This window comes from Asticcacaulis sp. AC402 (assembly GCF_000495835.1).
Lineage (GTDB): Bacteria > Pseudomonadota > Alphaproteobacteria > Caulobacterales > Caulobacteraceae > Asticcacaulis.
In genome coordinates, this window is record NZ_AWGC01000038.1 from 1 (window position 1) to 16,911 (window position 16,911).

The following is a 16,911-nucleotide window of genomic DNA, read 5'->3' on the forward strand; positions in this document are numbered from 1 at the left end:
TATGGTTTCTTCTCCTCCCCATTTCAAATGGGGAGGTGCCGAGCAAGCGCGCCCAAAGGGCGAAGCGCGTCGAGGCGGAGGGGTCTACCTACTGTCGATGTGTCAATCTTTTCGTTGATAGGTATTAAAACGCGAAGAACAGAAAGGGGGCAGAGTCATTTATCGGCAAGGTGAGCGTAACACCACCAGTCCACCTTGCCCTCGGTCGTTAGATTGGTGGAGAGGGGCCACCCGGCGCGCAGCAAGATGGGCTTCGACCTCTTCATTCGAAAGGGGCGGCCGCACATCGCCAGGGTTTCCTGGACCTTTGCGCGAAACCCGACATCATAGGCTTGCGGCTCGACGGCTGTCTCTTTGTTGGGCGATGTGGCAAACGCCTTTTGAGCCGATTTTGCCGCAATTGAAGTGCGGGTGTCAGTTCACGCATCGACTTTGCGTGCCGCTGCGATCATAAGAATTTTTCACCACGAACCCCACGAACAGGCACGAACTTTCGGGTCGTCCTGACGCCGCGAAGCGGCCTTTCCTGTCATAAATCGATGCGCGTCCCGCATGTTGAAGGTTATCACCGCCAGGACAGCGCAATCCGCCTTAATCCCTCTAATCTGTGTAATCTGTGGATCCACTTTGCATGAGTTGCCGCTGCGCGGGGGTTTCCAGCACCGCCTAAAGTTCGTGTCTGTTCGTGGGGTTCGTGGTCAAGATTCTTTCTAAATACCGGACCCGACGCCCCGTAAAGGTTTCAAATAGCATCCTCATAACTACCCCTACGCTTGCGCGGCACAAAGGGGGCAGACTCGATTCCCATGCCGGTGGAGAAGCCTGTTGGCCGCCGGTGCCCTTGGCCTGGCCCACGACCTTATCAATCTCGGTCGTGCAGCCGTCTCTCAGCCATCTGTTAGGACCCGTAGCGATGATTCAGTCCGAGGTGACCTTTCAGCGGCACGAGCTCTGCCAAACTCAACCCGCTGTGACGACCAAGGTCGTTGCGTGAACAATGGCGATGCCAAGGTTTGAAAGCACGACGGGGTTGCGCAGGCCAACAAACGGGGCCGTCAGAACCTTGTAGACGACCTGGATGGCAAGAAGCGCCTGAGCCCACGCCAGGACGTCGTACTTGAGAAGATGACCGGCGAGCAGAGTTACGCTCGCGAACAATATCGCTGCATAGATTGCGGCCAGGATTCTCCGTGCCGCCGTATCGGAGCCCCAAGCGTACTCTGCCGCCCGACCGTTAGCGGCCAGAACTCCGAGAACCGGAACGAGGACCATGATGTTGAGCGCAAGAGAAACCAGCAGCACAAACCTACCCCATTATGAGAAACGTGACCCACTTTTAACGTGATGTACGAAGGGTGCTTTGCGCCGGATCATAAAGCGGGGTCTTGCGGCCAGGGCCCAATTCGATAAAGTGTGACACATTTTTCGGATAAATTGCGCTCTCGCCTTTGTCGCTCAAGGTTACGCCGCCGACGACACGCCTTTCGAACGATACTGTCAGTATCGGGCAGGTTTGGACAGGCTGGCGGGAACCCTTTTTCATGCAAAGTCAGCCGCATTTCTTTTGACGTCCGTAAGGCGATGGCGTAGCTTGCCCTTATAAAAAAGTATGGGAGGTCAAAGACATGCTGAGCAGCTCCCCACGGCGGTTGACGGGGCTGGTTGGGGATATCGGCGGTACGAATGCGCGATTTGCCATAGCCACGCGCACCGGACATGATGTCGAACTCGACCATTACCTCACCATCGAATGCTCGGGTGTCAAAGATTTTCATGATGCTGTCGACGCCTATGGGCGCCATGTTGGCGGCCTGCCCAAGCTGGATTTCGCCGTCGTCGCGGTCGCTGGCCCCGTCAAGGACGGCGCCATAAAGTTTACCAATCTCGACTGGCTGATTACCGAGCGTGACCTCGCCGATGTGACCCGGGCGCCCAAGGTCAGGCTGATCAACGACTATGCCGCCCTGGCCTATTGTCTGCCCTATCTGACGGATGAGCATACCCGCGCCATCGGCCCGGTGACCAGGGGTTTCGGCGAGGCATGGTCGGTGTTCGGCCCCGGAACCGGCTTCGGGGCTTCGGTCCTGGTCGGCGGGCCGGCGGGACCCTACTGTCTGTCGACCGAGACCGGCCACATTTCCTTCGCCCCGGTGAACGATTTCGAGGCCGAAATCCGCGGCTTCCTGCAACGCAAGCTGGGTCGCGCCACCCTGGAAATGATTCTGTCCGGACAGGGCATCGTCAATCTCTATCGGGCCATATGCGCCATTCACGGGGAAACGGCCGCTGACCTGACACCGGCGCAAATTACCCAGCTCGACAGCCGTGGCGGGCCGCAATGCCGGGCCACGGTCGAAACCTTCCTCGATATCCTGGCGTCTACCTGTGGTGAAATTGCGCTGGCCCATGGCGCGACATCAGGCGTCTATATCGCCGGCGGAATCGCACCCCGGCTGATGCACCTGATCGACGCCGAGCGCTTCCGCGCGCGGATGGAAGCCAAGGCGCCCATGGCCCACATCGTGGCGGCCATCCCAAGCCGGATCATCATCCATCCTTATCCAGCCCTTCTCGGCGCCGCCGAAGCCCTCACCGAGCAGGCGATTCTTGCCTAGGCGGGATGTGGTTTGATGGACTCAAAATCCCAATCCAATACCAAGCCTCATGAAGAAGGACATCCTCCCAAAGAGGACCCCTCCGTCTCGACGCGTTTCGCCCCAAAGGGGGGGCTCACTTGCTCGCCACCTCCCCATGGAAGACATGGGGAGGAGAAGTAGCTTAAAATCCTACCGTCTTCTCCTCCCTATCCAGGGCGGGATGTGGTTTGAGGGGCTCAAAATCCCAATCCAATACCAAGCCTCATAAAGAAGGACATCCTCCCATAGAGGACCCCTCCGTCTCGACGCGTTTCGCGCCAAAGGGGGGGCTCACTTGCTCGCCACCTCCCCATTGAAGACATGGGGAGGAGACGTAGCTTAACATCCTACCGTCTTCTCCTCCCTATCCAGGGCGGGATGTGGTTTGATGGGCTCAAAATCCCAATCTAAGTTTATGTTTTGTCGGATTGCGCTCTAAATCCGGGCGGTCGCTATATTTCCTGATTATAGGAACCGATTTCCGGGTACGTTTCCAGGCGCGGCTTGACCTCCTTGCGGAAAAGATCGCGCATGTCGTCTTCGGAGCGCAGGGACTCGACGACGACAACCAGTTCCGGCTTGTTGGATGAGGCGCGCACCAGGACCCAGGATCCATCTTCGAGATGGACGCGGGCGCCGTTGACGGTGATGACGTCCCTGATCTTGCGGCCGAGGATCGAACCGCCGGCCTTGCCAAGGTCCTCATAGGCCTTGACGATGCGCTCCAGCACCTCGTACTTTAGCTCGTCGGCGCAATGCGGGCTCATGGTCAGCGACGTATAGGCGACGGGCAGGGCGTTTTTCAGGTCCGATAGGGTCTGGGACGGATTGCGGTCGAGCATGGCCAGAATCCACGAGGCAGCGACGAGGCCATCATCGTAGCCGCGGCCGAGCGGCGCATTGAAGAAGAAATGGCCGGACTTTTCGAAGCCGGCGAGTGCGTTCAGTTCTGCCGTCTTGCGTTTGATATAGCTGTGGCCGGTCTTCCAGTAGACGGTTGTCGCTCCGTTCTTTTTCAGCACTGCGTCGGTGGCATAGAGGCCCGTAGACTTGACGTCGACGACGAAGGTGGCGTCCTGATATTGCTCTGACAGGTCGCGCGCCAGCATCAGCCCGATCTTGTCGGCAAAAATTTCGTCACCCTTGTCGTCAACGACGCCGCAGCGATCGCCGTCGCCATCGAAGCCCAGCGCCAGATCGGCGCCGGTCGATTTGACCACCTTGGCCATTTCGGACAGCATGTGGTGGTCTTCGGGATTGGGATTGTACTTTGGAAAGGTGTTGTCGAGATCGCAATCCATTTCGATGACCTCGACCCCCATGGCGCGCAGGGTCTGGGGGGCGAAGGCACCGGCCGTGCCATTGCCGCAGGCGCAGATGACCTTGAGCGGCCGCTTGATGTGCACCTTGGAGGAAATGTCGTCCATATAGCGCTGCTGTACACCCTCGATCATCCTGACCGAGCCGCCCGGGCGCTCGATGCCGTCGCCGCCAAGGACGATCTCCTTCAGGCGGCCGATTTCCTCCGGGCCGAACGTCAGCGGCGCCTGGCAACCCATCTTGACGCCGGTCCAGCCGTTTTCATTGTGCGAGGCCGTGACCATGGCGACGCACGGGGCGTCGAGGTCGAACTGGGCAAAATAGGCGATCGGTGACAGGGCCAGGCCGATGTCGAGGACCTCGCAACCGGCCTGCATAAGTCCGAGCATCAGGGCGTTCTTGATATTGATCGAGTAGGCGCGAAAGTCGTGGCCGACGACGACGCGCGGTGCGACGCCGCGTTCGTGGATATAGGTGCCCAGTCCCAGGCCGAGCGCCTGAACGCCGAGATAGTTGAGGTCATTGCCGAACAGCCAGCGCGCATCATATTCGCGAAAGCCGGTGGGCGCCACGACCGCGCAGGTTTCGTAGTCAAAGGAGTTTGGCTTGACGCCGGTCTTGGGAAGGAGGGACATCAGAGAAGTTCCTTATAGAGTTGGGCGTAGCGCAGGCCGCTGCGAGCCCAGGAAAAGTCAGCTTTCATGGCGTTTTTCTGCAGCGATTTCCAATCCTTGCGCTGGTTGAAAGTGGTGACGGCGCGGCGCAGTGCGTGACGAAGACTGTCGTGGGTGACTTCGTCGAACTGGAAACCCGTGGCGACGCCGGCGCAGAGGGCGGCTTCATTGGCATCGATCACCGTGTCGGCCAGGCCACCCGTGCGTGCCACGACCGGGATGCAACCGTAGCGCAGTCCGTAGAGCTGGGTCAGGCCGCAGGGTTCGAAGCGCGAGGGTACGATGATGGCATCGCTACCGCCTTGCAGCAGGTGCGACAGGGCTTCGTCATAGCCGATGCGAACGCCGATATGACCGGAATGGCGGCCGCTGGCGGCGACGGTCGCAGCTTCAAGGGCGGCGTCACCGGCGCCCAGAATAGCCAGTTGCCCCCCCATGGCGACGATGTCATCGAAGAGGTCGACCAGGATGTCGATGCCTTTTTGCCAGGTCAGGCGGCTGACGACGCAGAACAGCGGCCCCCGCGACGCTGTCAGGCCAAAAAGGCTTTTCAAGGCTGCGCGGTTGCCGGCGCGGTCGCCGAGCTTGCCGGCGCTGTAGTGGCTGTTGAGATGCCGGTCGGTCGCCGGGTTCCACACCTGCGTGTCGATACCGTTGACGATACCGCGGACACTGGCGGCGCGGGCATTGATCATGCCTTCCAGGCCCATGCCGAATTCCGCCAGGCGGATTTCCTGGGCGTAACTGGGGCTGACCGTGGTTATGGCGGTGGCGCATTGCAGTCCGCCCTTCAGGAAACCGACGCCGCCGTAGTACTCGATACCGTCGATATGGAAGGCGGCTTGCGGCAGGTCGAGGCCCTTGAAGATCTCAGGCCCGTACCGCCCCTGGAAGGCCAGGTTGTGGATGGTCAGGATGCTGGGCGTCTTTTGTGCCTTGGCATTACCGTGACGCAGATAGACGGGCGCCGTGGCTGCCTGCCAGTCATGGGCATGGACGAGGTCAAAATCGAGCGAGGGTACGAGGCCGCCGGCCAGGTCGGCGGCGGCGCGGCCCAGGGCGGCGAATCTTTGCCAGTTGTCCGGCCATTCGCTGCCGGTGGGGTCGCTATAGGGGCCGCCCTCGCGCGCGAACAGGGCCGGGGCGTCGAGGACGATCAGGTCGATGACCGCATCGCTGTGGCGGACCAGCCTGGCCTTGACGCCGAGCAGGCTCTTGTAGGTGTGGATAACCTCACCGGCACCCAGGCTCTGAACGACCGACGGATAGCCTGGCAGGAGGGTGGTGAGCGTGGCGCCGTGCGGCGCCAGCGCGGCGGGCAGGGCGCCTGCCACGTCGGCCAGCCCCCCCGTCTTGATGATCGGATAGGCCTCCGAGGCGACCGAGAGGACGCGCATATCAGGCCTTCAGTCCGTCGATCATCGTCTGGGTGATCAGGCAAATGCCATTGTTGGTGCGTCGGAAACGCGCTGCATCCAGTTCCGGGTCTTCGCCGACGACAAGGCCGTTGGGGATAACAACGCCGCGATCGACAACGACACGGCTTAGCCGGACGTTCTGGCCGATGACGGAACCCGGCAGGATGACGGCCTGGTTGAGGTCGCTGTAGGAATGGATGTGGACATTGGTAAAGATCAGGCTGCTGTGGACGGCGGCCCCGGAGATAATGCATCCGCCCGATACCAGGGACGACAGGGCGTGACCGCGGCGGCCGTCCAGGTCGTGGACGAACTTGGCTGGCGGGGTGATCTCCTGGTAGGTCCAGATCGGCCAGTTGCGATCGTAAAGATCGAAGTGCGGCGTTGGCTGGGTCAGGTCCATATTGGCCTCCCAATAGGCATCGACCGTGCCGACGTCGCGCCAGTAGGCCTCGGTCTCGCTTTCGGAGCGGACGCACGAATGACTGAACTGATGGGCGACCGCCTTGCCGTGGGTGACGAGGTGCGGGATAATGTCTTTACCAAAGTCGCGGCTGGAACTGGGCGCCACCGCGTCACGCTTGAGTTCCTCGATCAGGAACTTTGTCTTGAAGACATAGACGCCCATGGAGACCAGGGCTATGTCGGGCTTGCCCGGCATGGCAGGGGGATCGGCCGGCTTTTCGACAAAGGCGGTGATGGTGCCTGTCGTATCGACGGCCATGCAGCCGAAGCCCGAAGCGCTGAGCCGCGGGACTTCCATGCAGGCAATGGTAACGTCAGCGCCGCTGTCGGCATGCTGGCGCAGCATCTGCTCATAATCCATCTTGTAAATATGATCGCCGGCCAGGATCAACATGTATTCCGGCGCATAGCTTTCGATGATGTCGATATTCTGGAAGACGGCGTCGGCTGTCCCGTCATACCATTGCGTCTCCGAAACGCGCTGCGACGCCGGCAGGATGTCGAAGCTTTCATTGCGTTCCTGGCGGAAAAAATTCCAGGCCTTCTGCAGGTGGCGGATGAGGCTGTGGGCCTTGTACTGGGTGGCTACGCCGATACGGCGGATGCCGGAATTGAGCGCGTTCGACAGGGCAAAGTCGATAATGCGCGACTTGCCGCCGAAGTAGACCGCCGGCTTGGCGCGGATATCGGTCAATTCATTAAGGCGGCTGCCGCGGCCACCGGCCAGGACATAGGCCATTGTATCGCGGGCCAGGGGCCTCGAATTCACGGGTAACATATTGCTCTCTCCCTTTTATCCGCCCGGGTTTCCCGGGTCGTATTCAAACATCAGTGTCGACAGGGCCGGCAGGGTGATCAAGGCTGCGCCGTCTGTCGCCCTGGCCTGACCCATGTTACCGCCGCCACTGCCGCCGTAGATCTCGGAATCGGTATTGATGATTTCGCGCCAGACACCGTCGAACGGCAGGGGCAGCCGGTAACCGCTCAGCATGACTCCGCTCATATTGACGGCGACCGCCACCGGCCGGCCATCGTCACTCCAGCGCACCCAGGCGAAGACGCTGTTGGGGGCGTCATCGACAACGGCCCAATCGAAGCCGTCGCTGCGGCAGTCGCGCTCGTGCAAGGCTTTTTTGGTGCGATAGGCGATGTTGAGGTCACGGACCAGCCGGCGCACGCCGGCGTGCGCCGGGGCGTCGAGCAACTCCCAGTCCAGGCTGCGCGCCTCGCTCCATTCGCGGCGCTGGGCGAATTCCTGACCCATGAACAACAGCTTCTTGCCGGGATAGCCCCACATCAGACCGTAATAGGCGCGCAGATTGGCGAATTTCTGCCAGTCGTCGCCCGGCATTTTGGTGAGCAGTGTGCCCTTGCCGTGGACGACTTCGTCGTGACTGATCGGCAGGACGAAATTTTCACTGAAGGCGTAGGTCAGGCCAAAGGTGATCTCGTTATAATGGTGGCTGCGATAGATAGGGTCGCGCGCCATGTAACGCAGGGTGTCGTTCATGAACCCCATGTTCCACTTGAAATCGAACCCCAGACCCTTGTCGGCGACGGGGTGCGACACGCCCGGCCACGAGGTTGACTCTTCGGCAACGGTAAAGACACCAGGATGGGCGGCGTTCAGTTCTGCATTAAAGCGGCGCAGGAATTCGACGGCTTCCCAGTTTTCGCGGCCGCCGTCGGCATTGGGGATCCATTCGCCTTCCTTGCGCGAATAGTCGCGGTAGAGCATGGAGGCGACGGCGTCGACCCTCAGGCCGTCAACGTGGTAATGACTGGCCCAGTACAGGGCGTTGTTGACGAGGAAGGCCTGGACCTCGCGGCGGCCGAAATTGTAGATATAGGTCGTCCAGTCCGGGTGGTATCCCAGCCTCGGGTCCTCGTGTTCGTAGAGGCAGGTTCCGTCAAAGCGCGCCAGGCCGTAGGCGTCGGCCGGGAAATGGGCCGGCACCCAGTCCAGCAGGACACCCAGGCCGGCGCGATGGGCGCCGTCGACGAAGCGGGCAAAGCCTTCGGGCTCGCCGAAACGGGCACTTGGGGCAAACAGGCCAATGGTCTGATAGCCCCAGCTGGCATCGAGCGGATGCTCGCTTACCGGCATGAATTCGATGTGCGTGAAGCCCATGTCGACGACATAGGGGATAAGACGCGCGGCCAGCTCATCCCAGCTGTAGAAACCCTCCTCATACGGCTTTTGCCACGATCCGGCATGGACTTCGTACAGGCTGATCGGCTGGATACGCGGATCGGCCTTCGACCAGTAGGCTGTGTGCTCGGCATCGCCCCAGTCATGGTCGCAGGGCCGGGTTGTCACCGAGGCGGTGGCCGGGCGGAACTGCGAACGGAAGGCCAGGGGATCCGCCTTTTGTGGCAGGAGATTGCCATCGGCGCCGACGATTTCAAACTTGTAGAGGCGGCCTTCGCCGATATGGGGCAGAAAGATTTCCCAGACGCCGGTATCGTTGCGTCGGCGCATAACGTGCCGGCGGCCGTCCCAATCGTTGAAATCGCCGACGACGGATACGCGTTTGGCATTGGGCGCCCAGACGGCGAAATGCATGCCGCTGACGCCCTGGTGCTCGATCAGGTGGGCGCCCATGCTGTCGAAGAGGCGGCGGTGATTACCCTCATTCATCAGATAGTCGTCAACCGGACCAAGAACCGGGCCGAAACTATAGGGATCGGTCGTCAACCATTCCGCCCCACCGCCCTGCGCCCGGTAGGTCATGGGCTGCACGCAGCGCAGCTGCACCGGGCCTTCGAAAAAACCGCGGTCGTCGAGGCGCGTCAGAAAACCCAGTGACGTGCCGTCGGCTGTAAACGCTTCCAGCGTCTGCGCGCCGGGTACAATGACACGCGCAACAAGGTGCTCCGCAAGGCTGTGAAGGCCCAGCAAGCGGAAGGGGTCGTCGTAATTTCCGGCGATCAGCGCGTCAATCTCGCTGCGGCTTAGCGTCAAATCATTCCCCAGATATCAGCCGCATATTGTTGTATGGTGCGGTCTGACGAAAACCATCCCATATTGGCAGTATTATGAACAGCCTTTTCCGTCCAGATCGCGGAATGTTGAAAGACCTTGTCGATTCGGCGCTGGGTTCTCTCATAGGCGTCAAAATCGGCGGCCACCATGAACCAGTCGGAATGGAAAAGATCGTGGACGAGGTCGGTGTAACGTGCCGGATCATCGGGGGCGAAGACGCCTGAGCCGATATTGGCCAGTGCCTGGGCCAGTTCGGGTGAGGCGTTGATGGCGGCGGCCGGATCGTAGCCTTCGGCGCGGCGGGCAGCGACCTGGTCGGCCGTCATGCCGAAGATGAAGATATTGTCGTCGCCGACGCGGTCGCGGATTTCGATATTGGCGCCGTCCAGCGTGCCGATCGTCAGGGCGCCGTTGAGCGCGAACTTCATATTGCCCGTGCCGGACGCTTCGAGACCCGCCGTCGAGATCTGTTCGGACAGGTCAGCGGCCGGTACGATCAGCTCGGCCAGCGAGACATTGTAGTTCGGAATGAAGGCAACCTTGAGCAGGCTTCCAACCGCCGGATCGGCATTAATGCGGCGGGCAACGTCGTTGGCCAGCTTGATGATCTGCTTGGCGCGGTGATAGCTGGACGCGGCCTTGCCGGCAAAGATCTTGACCCGGGGCGTCCAGTCGCGCTCGGGATGGAGGCGTATCTGATTGTAGAGTGCCACGGTCTCGAGGATGTTGAGCAATTGGCGCTTGTATTCGTGAATACGCTTGATCTGGACGTCGAACATGGCGTCGGGGTCGGTTTTAATGCCAAGCGTGCGGCGCAGGTATTCGCTCAGGTCGACCTTGTTGTGACGCTTGACGGCGGCAAACTTCTCTTGAAAGGCCGCGTCGCTGGCAAAGGCGTCAAGGTCCGTCAGGTTTTCCGCCCTGGCGAGGAAGCTGTCACCGATGGCTTCCCTGATCAGGGAGGTCAGGCGTGGATTGCACTGCTGCAGCCAGCGCCGCGGGGTGATGCCGTTGGTTTTGTTGTTGATACGGTTGGGGTAGAGCGTGTTGAGGTCGGCGAAAACCGTTTCCTTCATCAACTGGGTATGCAGGGCCGCGACGCCATTGACGCTGTGGGACCCGGCAAAGGCCAGGTTGGCCATGCGGACGCGGCGGTCGCCACGCTCGTCGATCAGCGAGATGGCGGCAACAAAGGCGTCATCGTCGGGACGGACCTTGCGCGCCGCCTTCAGGACGTTGGCGTTGATGGCGTAGATGAGCTGGGTATGGCGCGGCAGCAGGCGTTCGAACAGAGCCAGGGGCCAGCTTTCCAGCGCTTCGGGCAGCAGGGTGTGGTTGGTGTAACCAAACGTGGCCACGGTGATCTTCCACGCCTCTTCGAAGCCCAGGTTGTGAACGTCGATCAGCAGGCGCATCATTTCGGCGACCGATACGGCCGGGTGGGTGTCGTTGAGTTGAATCGCGGCCTTGTCCGGCAGGGTTCGGATATCGCCGAAATACTGGATATGGCGGCGCAGGATGTCCTGTAGCGAAGCCGACGAAAAGAAGTATTCCTGGCGCAGGCGTAGTTCCTGGCCGGCTGACGACGAATCGGCGGGATACAGGACGCGCGTCAGGCTCTCGGCGCGGTTTTTGCCGGCCAGGGCGCCGATGTGATCGCCGGCATTGAAAGCGTCGAGACGGATCGGATCGATCGCATGGGCATTCCAGAGGCGCAACGTGTTGACGCGCTTGCCGCCATAGCCGACGACCGGTGTATCGACCGCCATGGCAATGACCTGCTCGCCGGGAACCCATTTCGCAAGGGCGGCCTCATCGGCGATGACCTCGCCACCGAAGCCAACATGATAGGCGCTTTCGCGGCGTTCGAACTCCCACGGATTGCCGTATTCCAGCCAGGTTTCTGGCAGTTCGACCTGCCAGCCGTCGTCGATGCGCTGGCGGAACATGCCGTTGACGTAGCGAATGCCGTAGCCGTAAGCTGGCAAATCAAGTGAGGCGAGGCTTTCCATAAAACAGGCTGCGAGACGGCCCAGGCCGCCATTGCCGAGGGCGGCGTCGGGTTCAATCTCGCGGATGATTTCGAGATCGACGTCGAGCGAGGACAGAGCCGCACGGACCTCCTCCATGACGCCCAGATTCGACAGGGCATCGCGCAGCAGGCGGCCGATGAGGAATTCGAGCGACAAGTAATACACGCGCTTGGCGCCGGAGGCGTGGGCATTGCGTGTCGATGCCATCCACTTGTCGATGACACGGTCGCGCACTGTAAGAACTGTGGCGGCCAGCCAGTCGTGGGGTCTTGCCGCCTGGCGATCCTTGCCGATGCGGTAGCGCAGCGCGTCAATAATGCGGTCGGCAAGATCGATCGGGGCTTCGGCTTCGAGCGCGATTTCGAGCGGGCCTTTGGATACGGACATGGGTCACCTCTGCAAGTCGGCATTAGCTTGTCCCAGGCGTCATAAAGGATGACGCTTGGGTTAAGCACTTTTTCAGCTCAAACGCCGCGTGGCTCCTCGCAAAAGCTCGGACGCGCAGTCGCGCTTGCCAACCCGCGATGAGTCAAGGTTATCGCGGGCTGAGATTATTGCTCAAACGCCGCCGCACGGGCGGCCCCGATGGCGCCTCGCACAAGCCCGGGCGCTCAAGAAACGTACGCCATCGCGTTTGCCAACCCGCGACGGGTCAAGAATTTCGCGGGTCGGTATTGCATTGTTGCACTGCACAATCAAGTGTTTTGTCTTGCGGGCGCAGACGGCGGACGGTGGCAAGTATGGCCTGGGCGCGGTCGCCGTCCAACAGATCGTCGACAGCAGGGCCGAGGCAGCGCCGCCAGTTTGGCCGCTCGAAATTTGTGCCGGGCAGGTTCACGGCGCTGACTTCGCCGGCCAGGTCTTCAACCTGGAGCATGGCCAAAACAGCCGGCGTGCGGGCAATATAGGCGTGGATTGCAACGGCCAGGTCTGTCCCAAGGGCTTCAGAGGCAGCAAGTTCATCCATCAGGCTGGCATCCATCAGGCTGGCGTCGGCGAGGGCGTTTAGCAAGGCAGTTTTTTCGTGCTCGCGGTCGGCTCGGGCCTGCTCGGCGTCGCGCGGGCTGAAAAAGCCAAGGCTGGCGCGTTCCGAGATGTCAACGCCCTGCCACCAGCCCTCCAGAGGGGGCAGGTCGTGGGTCGAGACGCAGGCGAAGCTAAGGGACGGGTAGTCGGCCGGTGGCTTGAACCCGGCGTCGCTGCGCTCAAACGGCAGGACGCGATAGCTTAGCACCTTGGCGGCGGCCAGGGTTTCGCGGAAGCCGTCGGGCACCGTGCCGAGATCCTCGCCGATGATCAGGCATCGCGCGCGCTGGCTCTCCAGTTTGAGCTGGCCCAAAATGTCTGCAAACGGGAAGCGGACATAGGCGCCCGCGCTGCCATCGGCGCCGTCCGGCACCCAGAACTGCCGCGTCAGGCCCATGGCATGGTCAACGCGCAGGGCGCCAGCGTGACGCATATTGGCGCGATACAGATCACCCAGGCCGCGATAACCGTCGGCTGTCAGTTTCAGGGGAATGTACGGTGGCAGACCCCAGACCTGGCCTGACGGACTAAAGGCGTCGGGCGGGGCACCAATGGACACGCCGGCGGCGATCATGGCGCCCATGGCCCAGATTTCCGCGCCGTCGGGCGCCGATCCGACAGCGAGATCGCGGCAAAGACCCATCGGCAGGTTGGCGGCGTCACGGGCCGCGCCGGCAAAGGCGGCCTCGCATAACCATTGCAAAAACTGGTGATACAGGACGCGCTGCGGATCGGGGACTGGCATGGGCGACGACCACCGCTGCCAGGGCAGGCCTGGCATGGCATCGCTCAGGGCCTGGAAGGTGGCAAAGGCCTGCAGGGCCGGGCCTTCATTGGCGACAAAGTCGAGGAAGTCCCGGTTGGCGCAATCGCGGATAAACAGGGCTTCGAGGGTGCTCGATTTCTGCGCCCAGACGCCAGGATAGTCGATCACGGCGCGTTGCGGGTCGCCGGGGGGCACGCCCGGGACATCGAGATAGATGGGGTCGAGAAATCGGCGATCTGAGGGATAATAGGGGCTGGCGCGGTCGCGGTCGTGTTCAAACAGGGCGTGGAGCGGGTTGATGGCCAGCATGGCCGCGCCGGCGCGTCCTGCCGCGCTGGCCATTCGCCCCAGCGTGGTAAAATCGCCAATTCCCTGATCGCCGGCGCGTGTCAGGCTGTAAATCTGCGATGTGAGGCCGAAGGCGAGGCCGCCGTTCTCGACGAGAGCGGGTGCGAAGCCGGTTTTCGGCGTGATGGTTACGGCGCAGGCCAGGTCGGGCTGGTCGTCGCGCCGGATGGAATAGCGACCCGGCGCCAGTGCGGGCAAGACGACTTTACAGGCGCGTGCCCGGCGACCGTCGCGACCGACGGTTACCTCTGCGTCGCCACTGACGACACGCACGCGATGATGTGTGCCGCTGTCTCCGGTGATATCCAGCCAGGTCGACAGGGGGGCGGCTTCGGAGGGCGTTGTGACGCAAAGCACCAATGTCTGGTTTTCTGCCGCCACCAGGGCGTAGGGCAGGGGCCGTCGATCATGGTCCTCGGCCAAATGGTAGAGCGATTCAAGCGCCTGGTGCGTGCTGTCGCACGGCAAGCCCATGGCTGTCAGAAGGTGGATCTGGGTTTCCGGCGAGACCTCCGTGCGCTGGCCGTCCAGGCTCCACCAGTCGCGCTCGATGCCGGCGGCGTCGGCCAATCGGGTCAGGGCCTTTTGGTCGACGCCATGCTTTTTGGCGGCCGGATGTGGGACTTCAGTGAGCACGACAACCGAACGCGCGGCGATGGTGAGGGCCCCCAGGGCGCGGCCGCTGCGGTGGTCATCGGCGGTATCGGCCAGTATGTGCCAGGCGTGGCCATCTCGGGGTTGCGGCATGACGACGTCCAGGCTTTCCAGACCGCGATGGATGGCGACAAGGACGCGATCATAACCTGGATCGGGGCCTGGATCGGGGTGTGTTTTGCCGGACTCAACGCCCCGCTCCAAGGGGTTGTTTTGCCGCGCAATTTTCCCGAAAACGGGGACGCCCGTGGGGTGCACCCACTCTATCGGATTGCGCTCATGCGTCAGCACCATGACCAGGGTTTGGCCCTGGCCGTCGTCCCAAGCCTGCGGCGACAGCGCGTGTTGGTCTGCCGTAAACCACTGAACGTCGGGATACAGGCCTGCGGCTTCCCCGGTCAGAAAACGGTCGGTCGTCAGGGCCGGGTGCGATCGGCGGATCGCCAGGAGTCGCGTGCAGAAAGCTAGTAGATTTTTATCGACGTGTGACCAGTCCAGCCAGCTCAGGGCATTGTCCTGGGCGTAGGCATTGTTATTGCCGTGCTGAGTTTGACCGAACTCGGCGCCCATGGACAGCATCGGGGTGCCGCGGGCCAGCAAAAGGGTCGCCAGCAGATTGCGCTGCTCCCGGGCGCGGGCCGCCAGGACGGCAGGGTCAGATGACGGGCCTTCGACGCCGTGGTTCCACGACGAGTTATCATCGCTGCCATCACGGTTATCTTCTCCGTTGGCTTCGTTGTGTTTGCGGTCGTAGCTGACGAGATCGGCCAGCGTGAAGCCGTCGTGGGCCGTGATAAAATTGAGGCTGCGTGAAGGTCGTCGCCCCTGGAAAACATCCTCGGAGCCGCATAGGCGCCGCGCCAGTTCGCCCAGCGACACGTCGTCACCGCGCCAGAAGCCGCGCACGCTCTTGCGGAAGCGGTCGTTCCATTCGATCCATCCCGGGGGAAAGGCGCCCAACTGGTAACCACCCGGCCCGCAGTCCCACGGTTCGGCGATCAGTTTCAATTCGCGCAAGACGGGATCCTGGGCGATGGCGGTGAGGAGAGGGGCCGTGGCATCAAAGCCGTCATCGCGGCGGCCAAGCACCGTCGCCAGATCGAAACGAAAGCCGGCGACGCCGCCATAAAGCCGCCAGGCCCGCAGGGAGTCCATGACCAGCCGAATACCCGGTGCGCGGTCGAGCGCCAGGACATTGCCGGTGCCGGCATCATTGACATAGTCTGATGGATCATCGGGTTGCAGGCGATAGTAGCTGGCATTGTCAAGCCCGCGCAAACTGAGGGTCGGCCCCAGCCTGTCGCCCTCGCCGCTGTGATTATATACAACATCAAGAATGGTTTCGATGCCGGCGTGGGCGAGGGCGGCAACGGCGGCCGCGACTTCGGACCAGCCACCGGGCGCCAGGCGCGGATCGGGCGCAAAAAAGCCAACGGAATTGTAGCCCCAGTAGTTACTTAAGGCCAGGCGGGTCAAATGCGGTTCGTCTGACCACGCCGCCGTCGGCAACAATTCAACCGAGGTCACGCCCAGGGCCTTCAGATGGCCGATCGCTGCCGGATGGGCCAGGCCGGCAAACGTGCCGCGCAGGTCTTCGGGCACGTCAGGCATGGCTTTGGTAAAGCCGCGAACGTGCAGTTCGTAGATGACGGTATCGGCAGCGGGGACGCGAAAATCGGTCGTGGTGGCGAGTTCCGGCTTGACGACAACGGCCTTGGCCATGAAGACCGCGCTGTCGCGATCGTCGAAACTGTTCCCGTCTTGCGGATCGTCACCACGATAGCCGAAGAGCGACGGGTGGGGCACGATAGCGCGATCGAGTTGCAGGGCAAACGGATCCAGCAGCAGCTTGTTGGCATTGAAACGATGGCCGGACCTGGGAACAAACGGGCCGTGGGCCCGTAAACCGTAGCGTGTGCCGGCCGTGATCCCTGAGATGTGACCGTGAAACACGGAGCCGGTTCGCCCTGGCAAGGTTATGCGGTGTTCACCATCGAGGTCGTCAAAAAAGCAGATTTCGATATGGCTGGCGTGGGCTGAGAAGACCGCGACATTGACCCCGGCCGCGCTCAAGCGGACGCCCAACGGCTCGGGTGATCCTTCGCTTACTGTCACGTGCACCGCCTGTCGCTCTGTCCGTCGCCTGGACGACGCCTACACCATATTGTCATGCCGGGTAAGTGCGGTTTACCCGCGCATGACTGAAACATAATCCACCAAGCGTGACCCGAAAGTCCTGCCGGTTGGGTCTTTGATCCGAGCGACATCCGGTTCAGCAGGGGTTAGTTTTTGGGGCCAGTTTTGGGGGGCAGTTGAGGGGCAATTGTCAGGGGTGCCGTTGTACCGAGCCTGGCGCGGGTTCTGTCGGACAGATATCGCGTGGCGCGCGCTTTAGAGCGGGATGACTTTAGGTGGTGTCGCCATCTCACTCTAAGCTTTTGTTTTTACGCCCATCTTAATCCAACAGCGGGAACGCCCGAGCGGTGCGTTACACGTCTTGGGATGCGCTCCAGGCGCCCCGGTTTCTTCTTCGCGTCTTCGCGCCTTCGCGTGAAATTCTCTTGTCATGGCGGTCTCAGCCGGTG

At 61.8% G+C, this 16,911-nt stretch carries 8 protein-coding genes; 1 reads left to right on the forward strand and 7 read right to left on the reverse strand.

Annotation, left to right across the window (positions count from 1 at the left end; all coding sequences use genetic code 11):
* Nucleotides 1-960: 960 nt before the first annotated feature.
* Nucleotides 961-1,302 (reverse strand): hypothetical protein, encoded by a 342-nt coding sequence (locus tag ABAC402_RS36995; protein ID WP_023450962.1) that lies wholly within the window; start codon nt 1,300-1,302, stop codon nt 961-963.
* A 323-nt stretch (nt 1,303-1,625) separates the two neighbouring features.
* Here ABAC402_RS36995 and ABAC402_RS37005 point away from each other — a divergent pair, with 323 nt between their 5' ends.
* Complete coding sequence (locus tag ABAC402_RS37005) at nt 1,626-2,615, forward strand: glucokinase (protein ID WP_023450964.1); 990 nt, start codon at nt 1,626-1,628, stop codon at nt 2,613-2,615.
* Nucleotides 2,616-3,088: 473 nt separating this feature from the next.
* On the opposite strand, the gene ABAC402_RS37015 is transcribed toward ABAC402_RS37005, so the two are convergent.
* From ABAC402_RS37015 to glgX, 6 genes are all read right to left on the reverse strand, one after another.
* Nucleotides 3,089-4,591, reverse strand: coding sequence for a phosphomannomutase/phosphoglucomutase (locus ABAC402_RS37015; protein WP_023450966.1), 1,503 nt, complete (start codon nt 4,589-4,591; stop codon nt 3,089-3,091).
* The gene (gene glgA, locus ABAC402_RS37020; protein ID WP_023450967.1) at nt 4,591-6,027 is read right to left on the reverse strand and encodes a glycogen synthase GlgA; all 1,437 of its coding nucleotides are present in this window, start codon (nt 6,025-6,027) and stop codon (nt 4,591-4,593) included. The genes ABAC402_RS37015 and glgA overlap by 1 nt, the downstream gene beginning before the upstream one ends.
* A gap of 1 nt (nt 6,028) precedes the next feature.
* Nucleotides 6,029-7,291: a glucose-1-phosphate adenylyltransferase gene (gene glgC / locus ABAC402_RS37025; RefSeq protein WP_031235993.1), complete on the reverse strand. Its 1,263-nt coding sequence runs from the start codon at nt 7,289-7,291 to the stop codon at nt 6,029-6,031.
* 15 nt (nt 7,292-7,306) lie between these two features.
* Complete coding sequence (gene glgB / locus ABAC402_RS37030) at nt 7,307-9,478, reverse strand: 1,4-alpha-glucan branching protein GlgB (protein ID WP_023450969.1); 2,172 nt, start codon at nt 9,476-9,478, stop codon at nt 7,307-7,309.
* Nucleotides 9,475-11,919 (reverse strand): glycogen/starch/alpha-glucan phosphorylase, encoded by a 2,445-nt coding sequence (locus tag ABAC402_RS37035; RefSeq protein WP_023450970.1) that lies wholly within the window; start codon nt 11,917-11,919, stop codon nt 9,475-9,477. The genes glgB and ABAC402_RS37035 overlap by 4 nt, the downstream gene beginning before the upstream one ends.
* 265 nt (nt 11,920-12,184) lie before the next feature.
* Nucleotides 12,185-16,441: a glycogen debranching protein GlgX gene (glgX, locus tag ABAC402_RS37040; RefSeq protein WP_082180055.1), complete on the reverse strand. Its 4,257-nt coding sequence runs from the start codon at nt 16,439-16,441 to the stop codon at nt 12,185-12,187.
* Nucleotides 16,442-16,911 lie beyond the last annotated feature (470 nt).

Bases quoted from the DNA above. Each gene is read 5' to 3' on its own strand.
- ABAC402_RS37005 (WP_023450964.1), top strand. From the start codon at position 1,626: ATGCTGAGCAGCTCCCCACGGCGGTTGACGGGGCTGGTTGGGGATATC.
- ABAC402_RS37015 (WP_023450966.1), bottom strand. From the start codon at position 4,591: ATGTCCCTCCTTCCCAAGACCGGCGTCAAGCCAAACTCCTTTGACTAC.
- glgA (WP_023450967.1), bottom strand. From the start codon at position 6,027: ATGCGCGTCCTCTCGGTCGCCTCGGAGGCCTATCCGATCATCAAGACG.
- glgC (WP_031235993.1), bottom strand. From the start codon at position 7,291: ATGTTACCCGTGAATTCGAGGCCCCTGGCCCGCGATACAATGGCCTAT.
- ABAC402_RS37035 (WP_023450970.1), bottom strand. From the start codon at position 11,919: ATGTCCGTATCCAAAGGCCCGCTCGAAATCGCGCTCGAAGCCGAAGCC.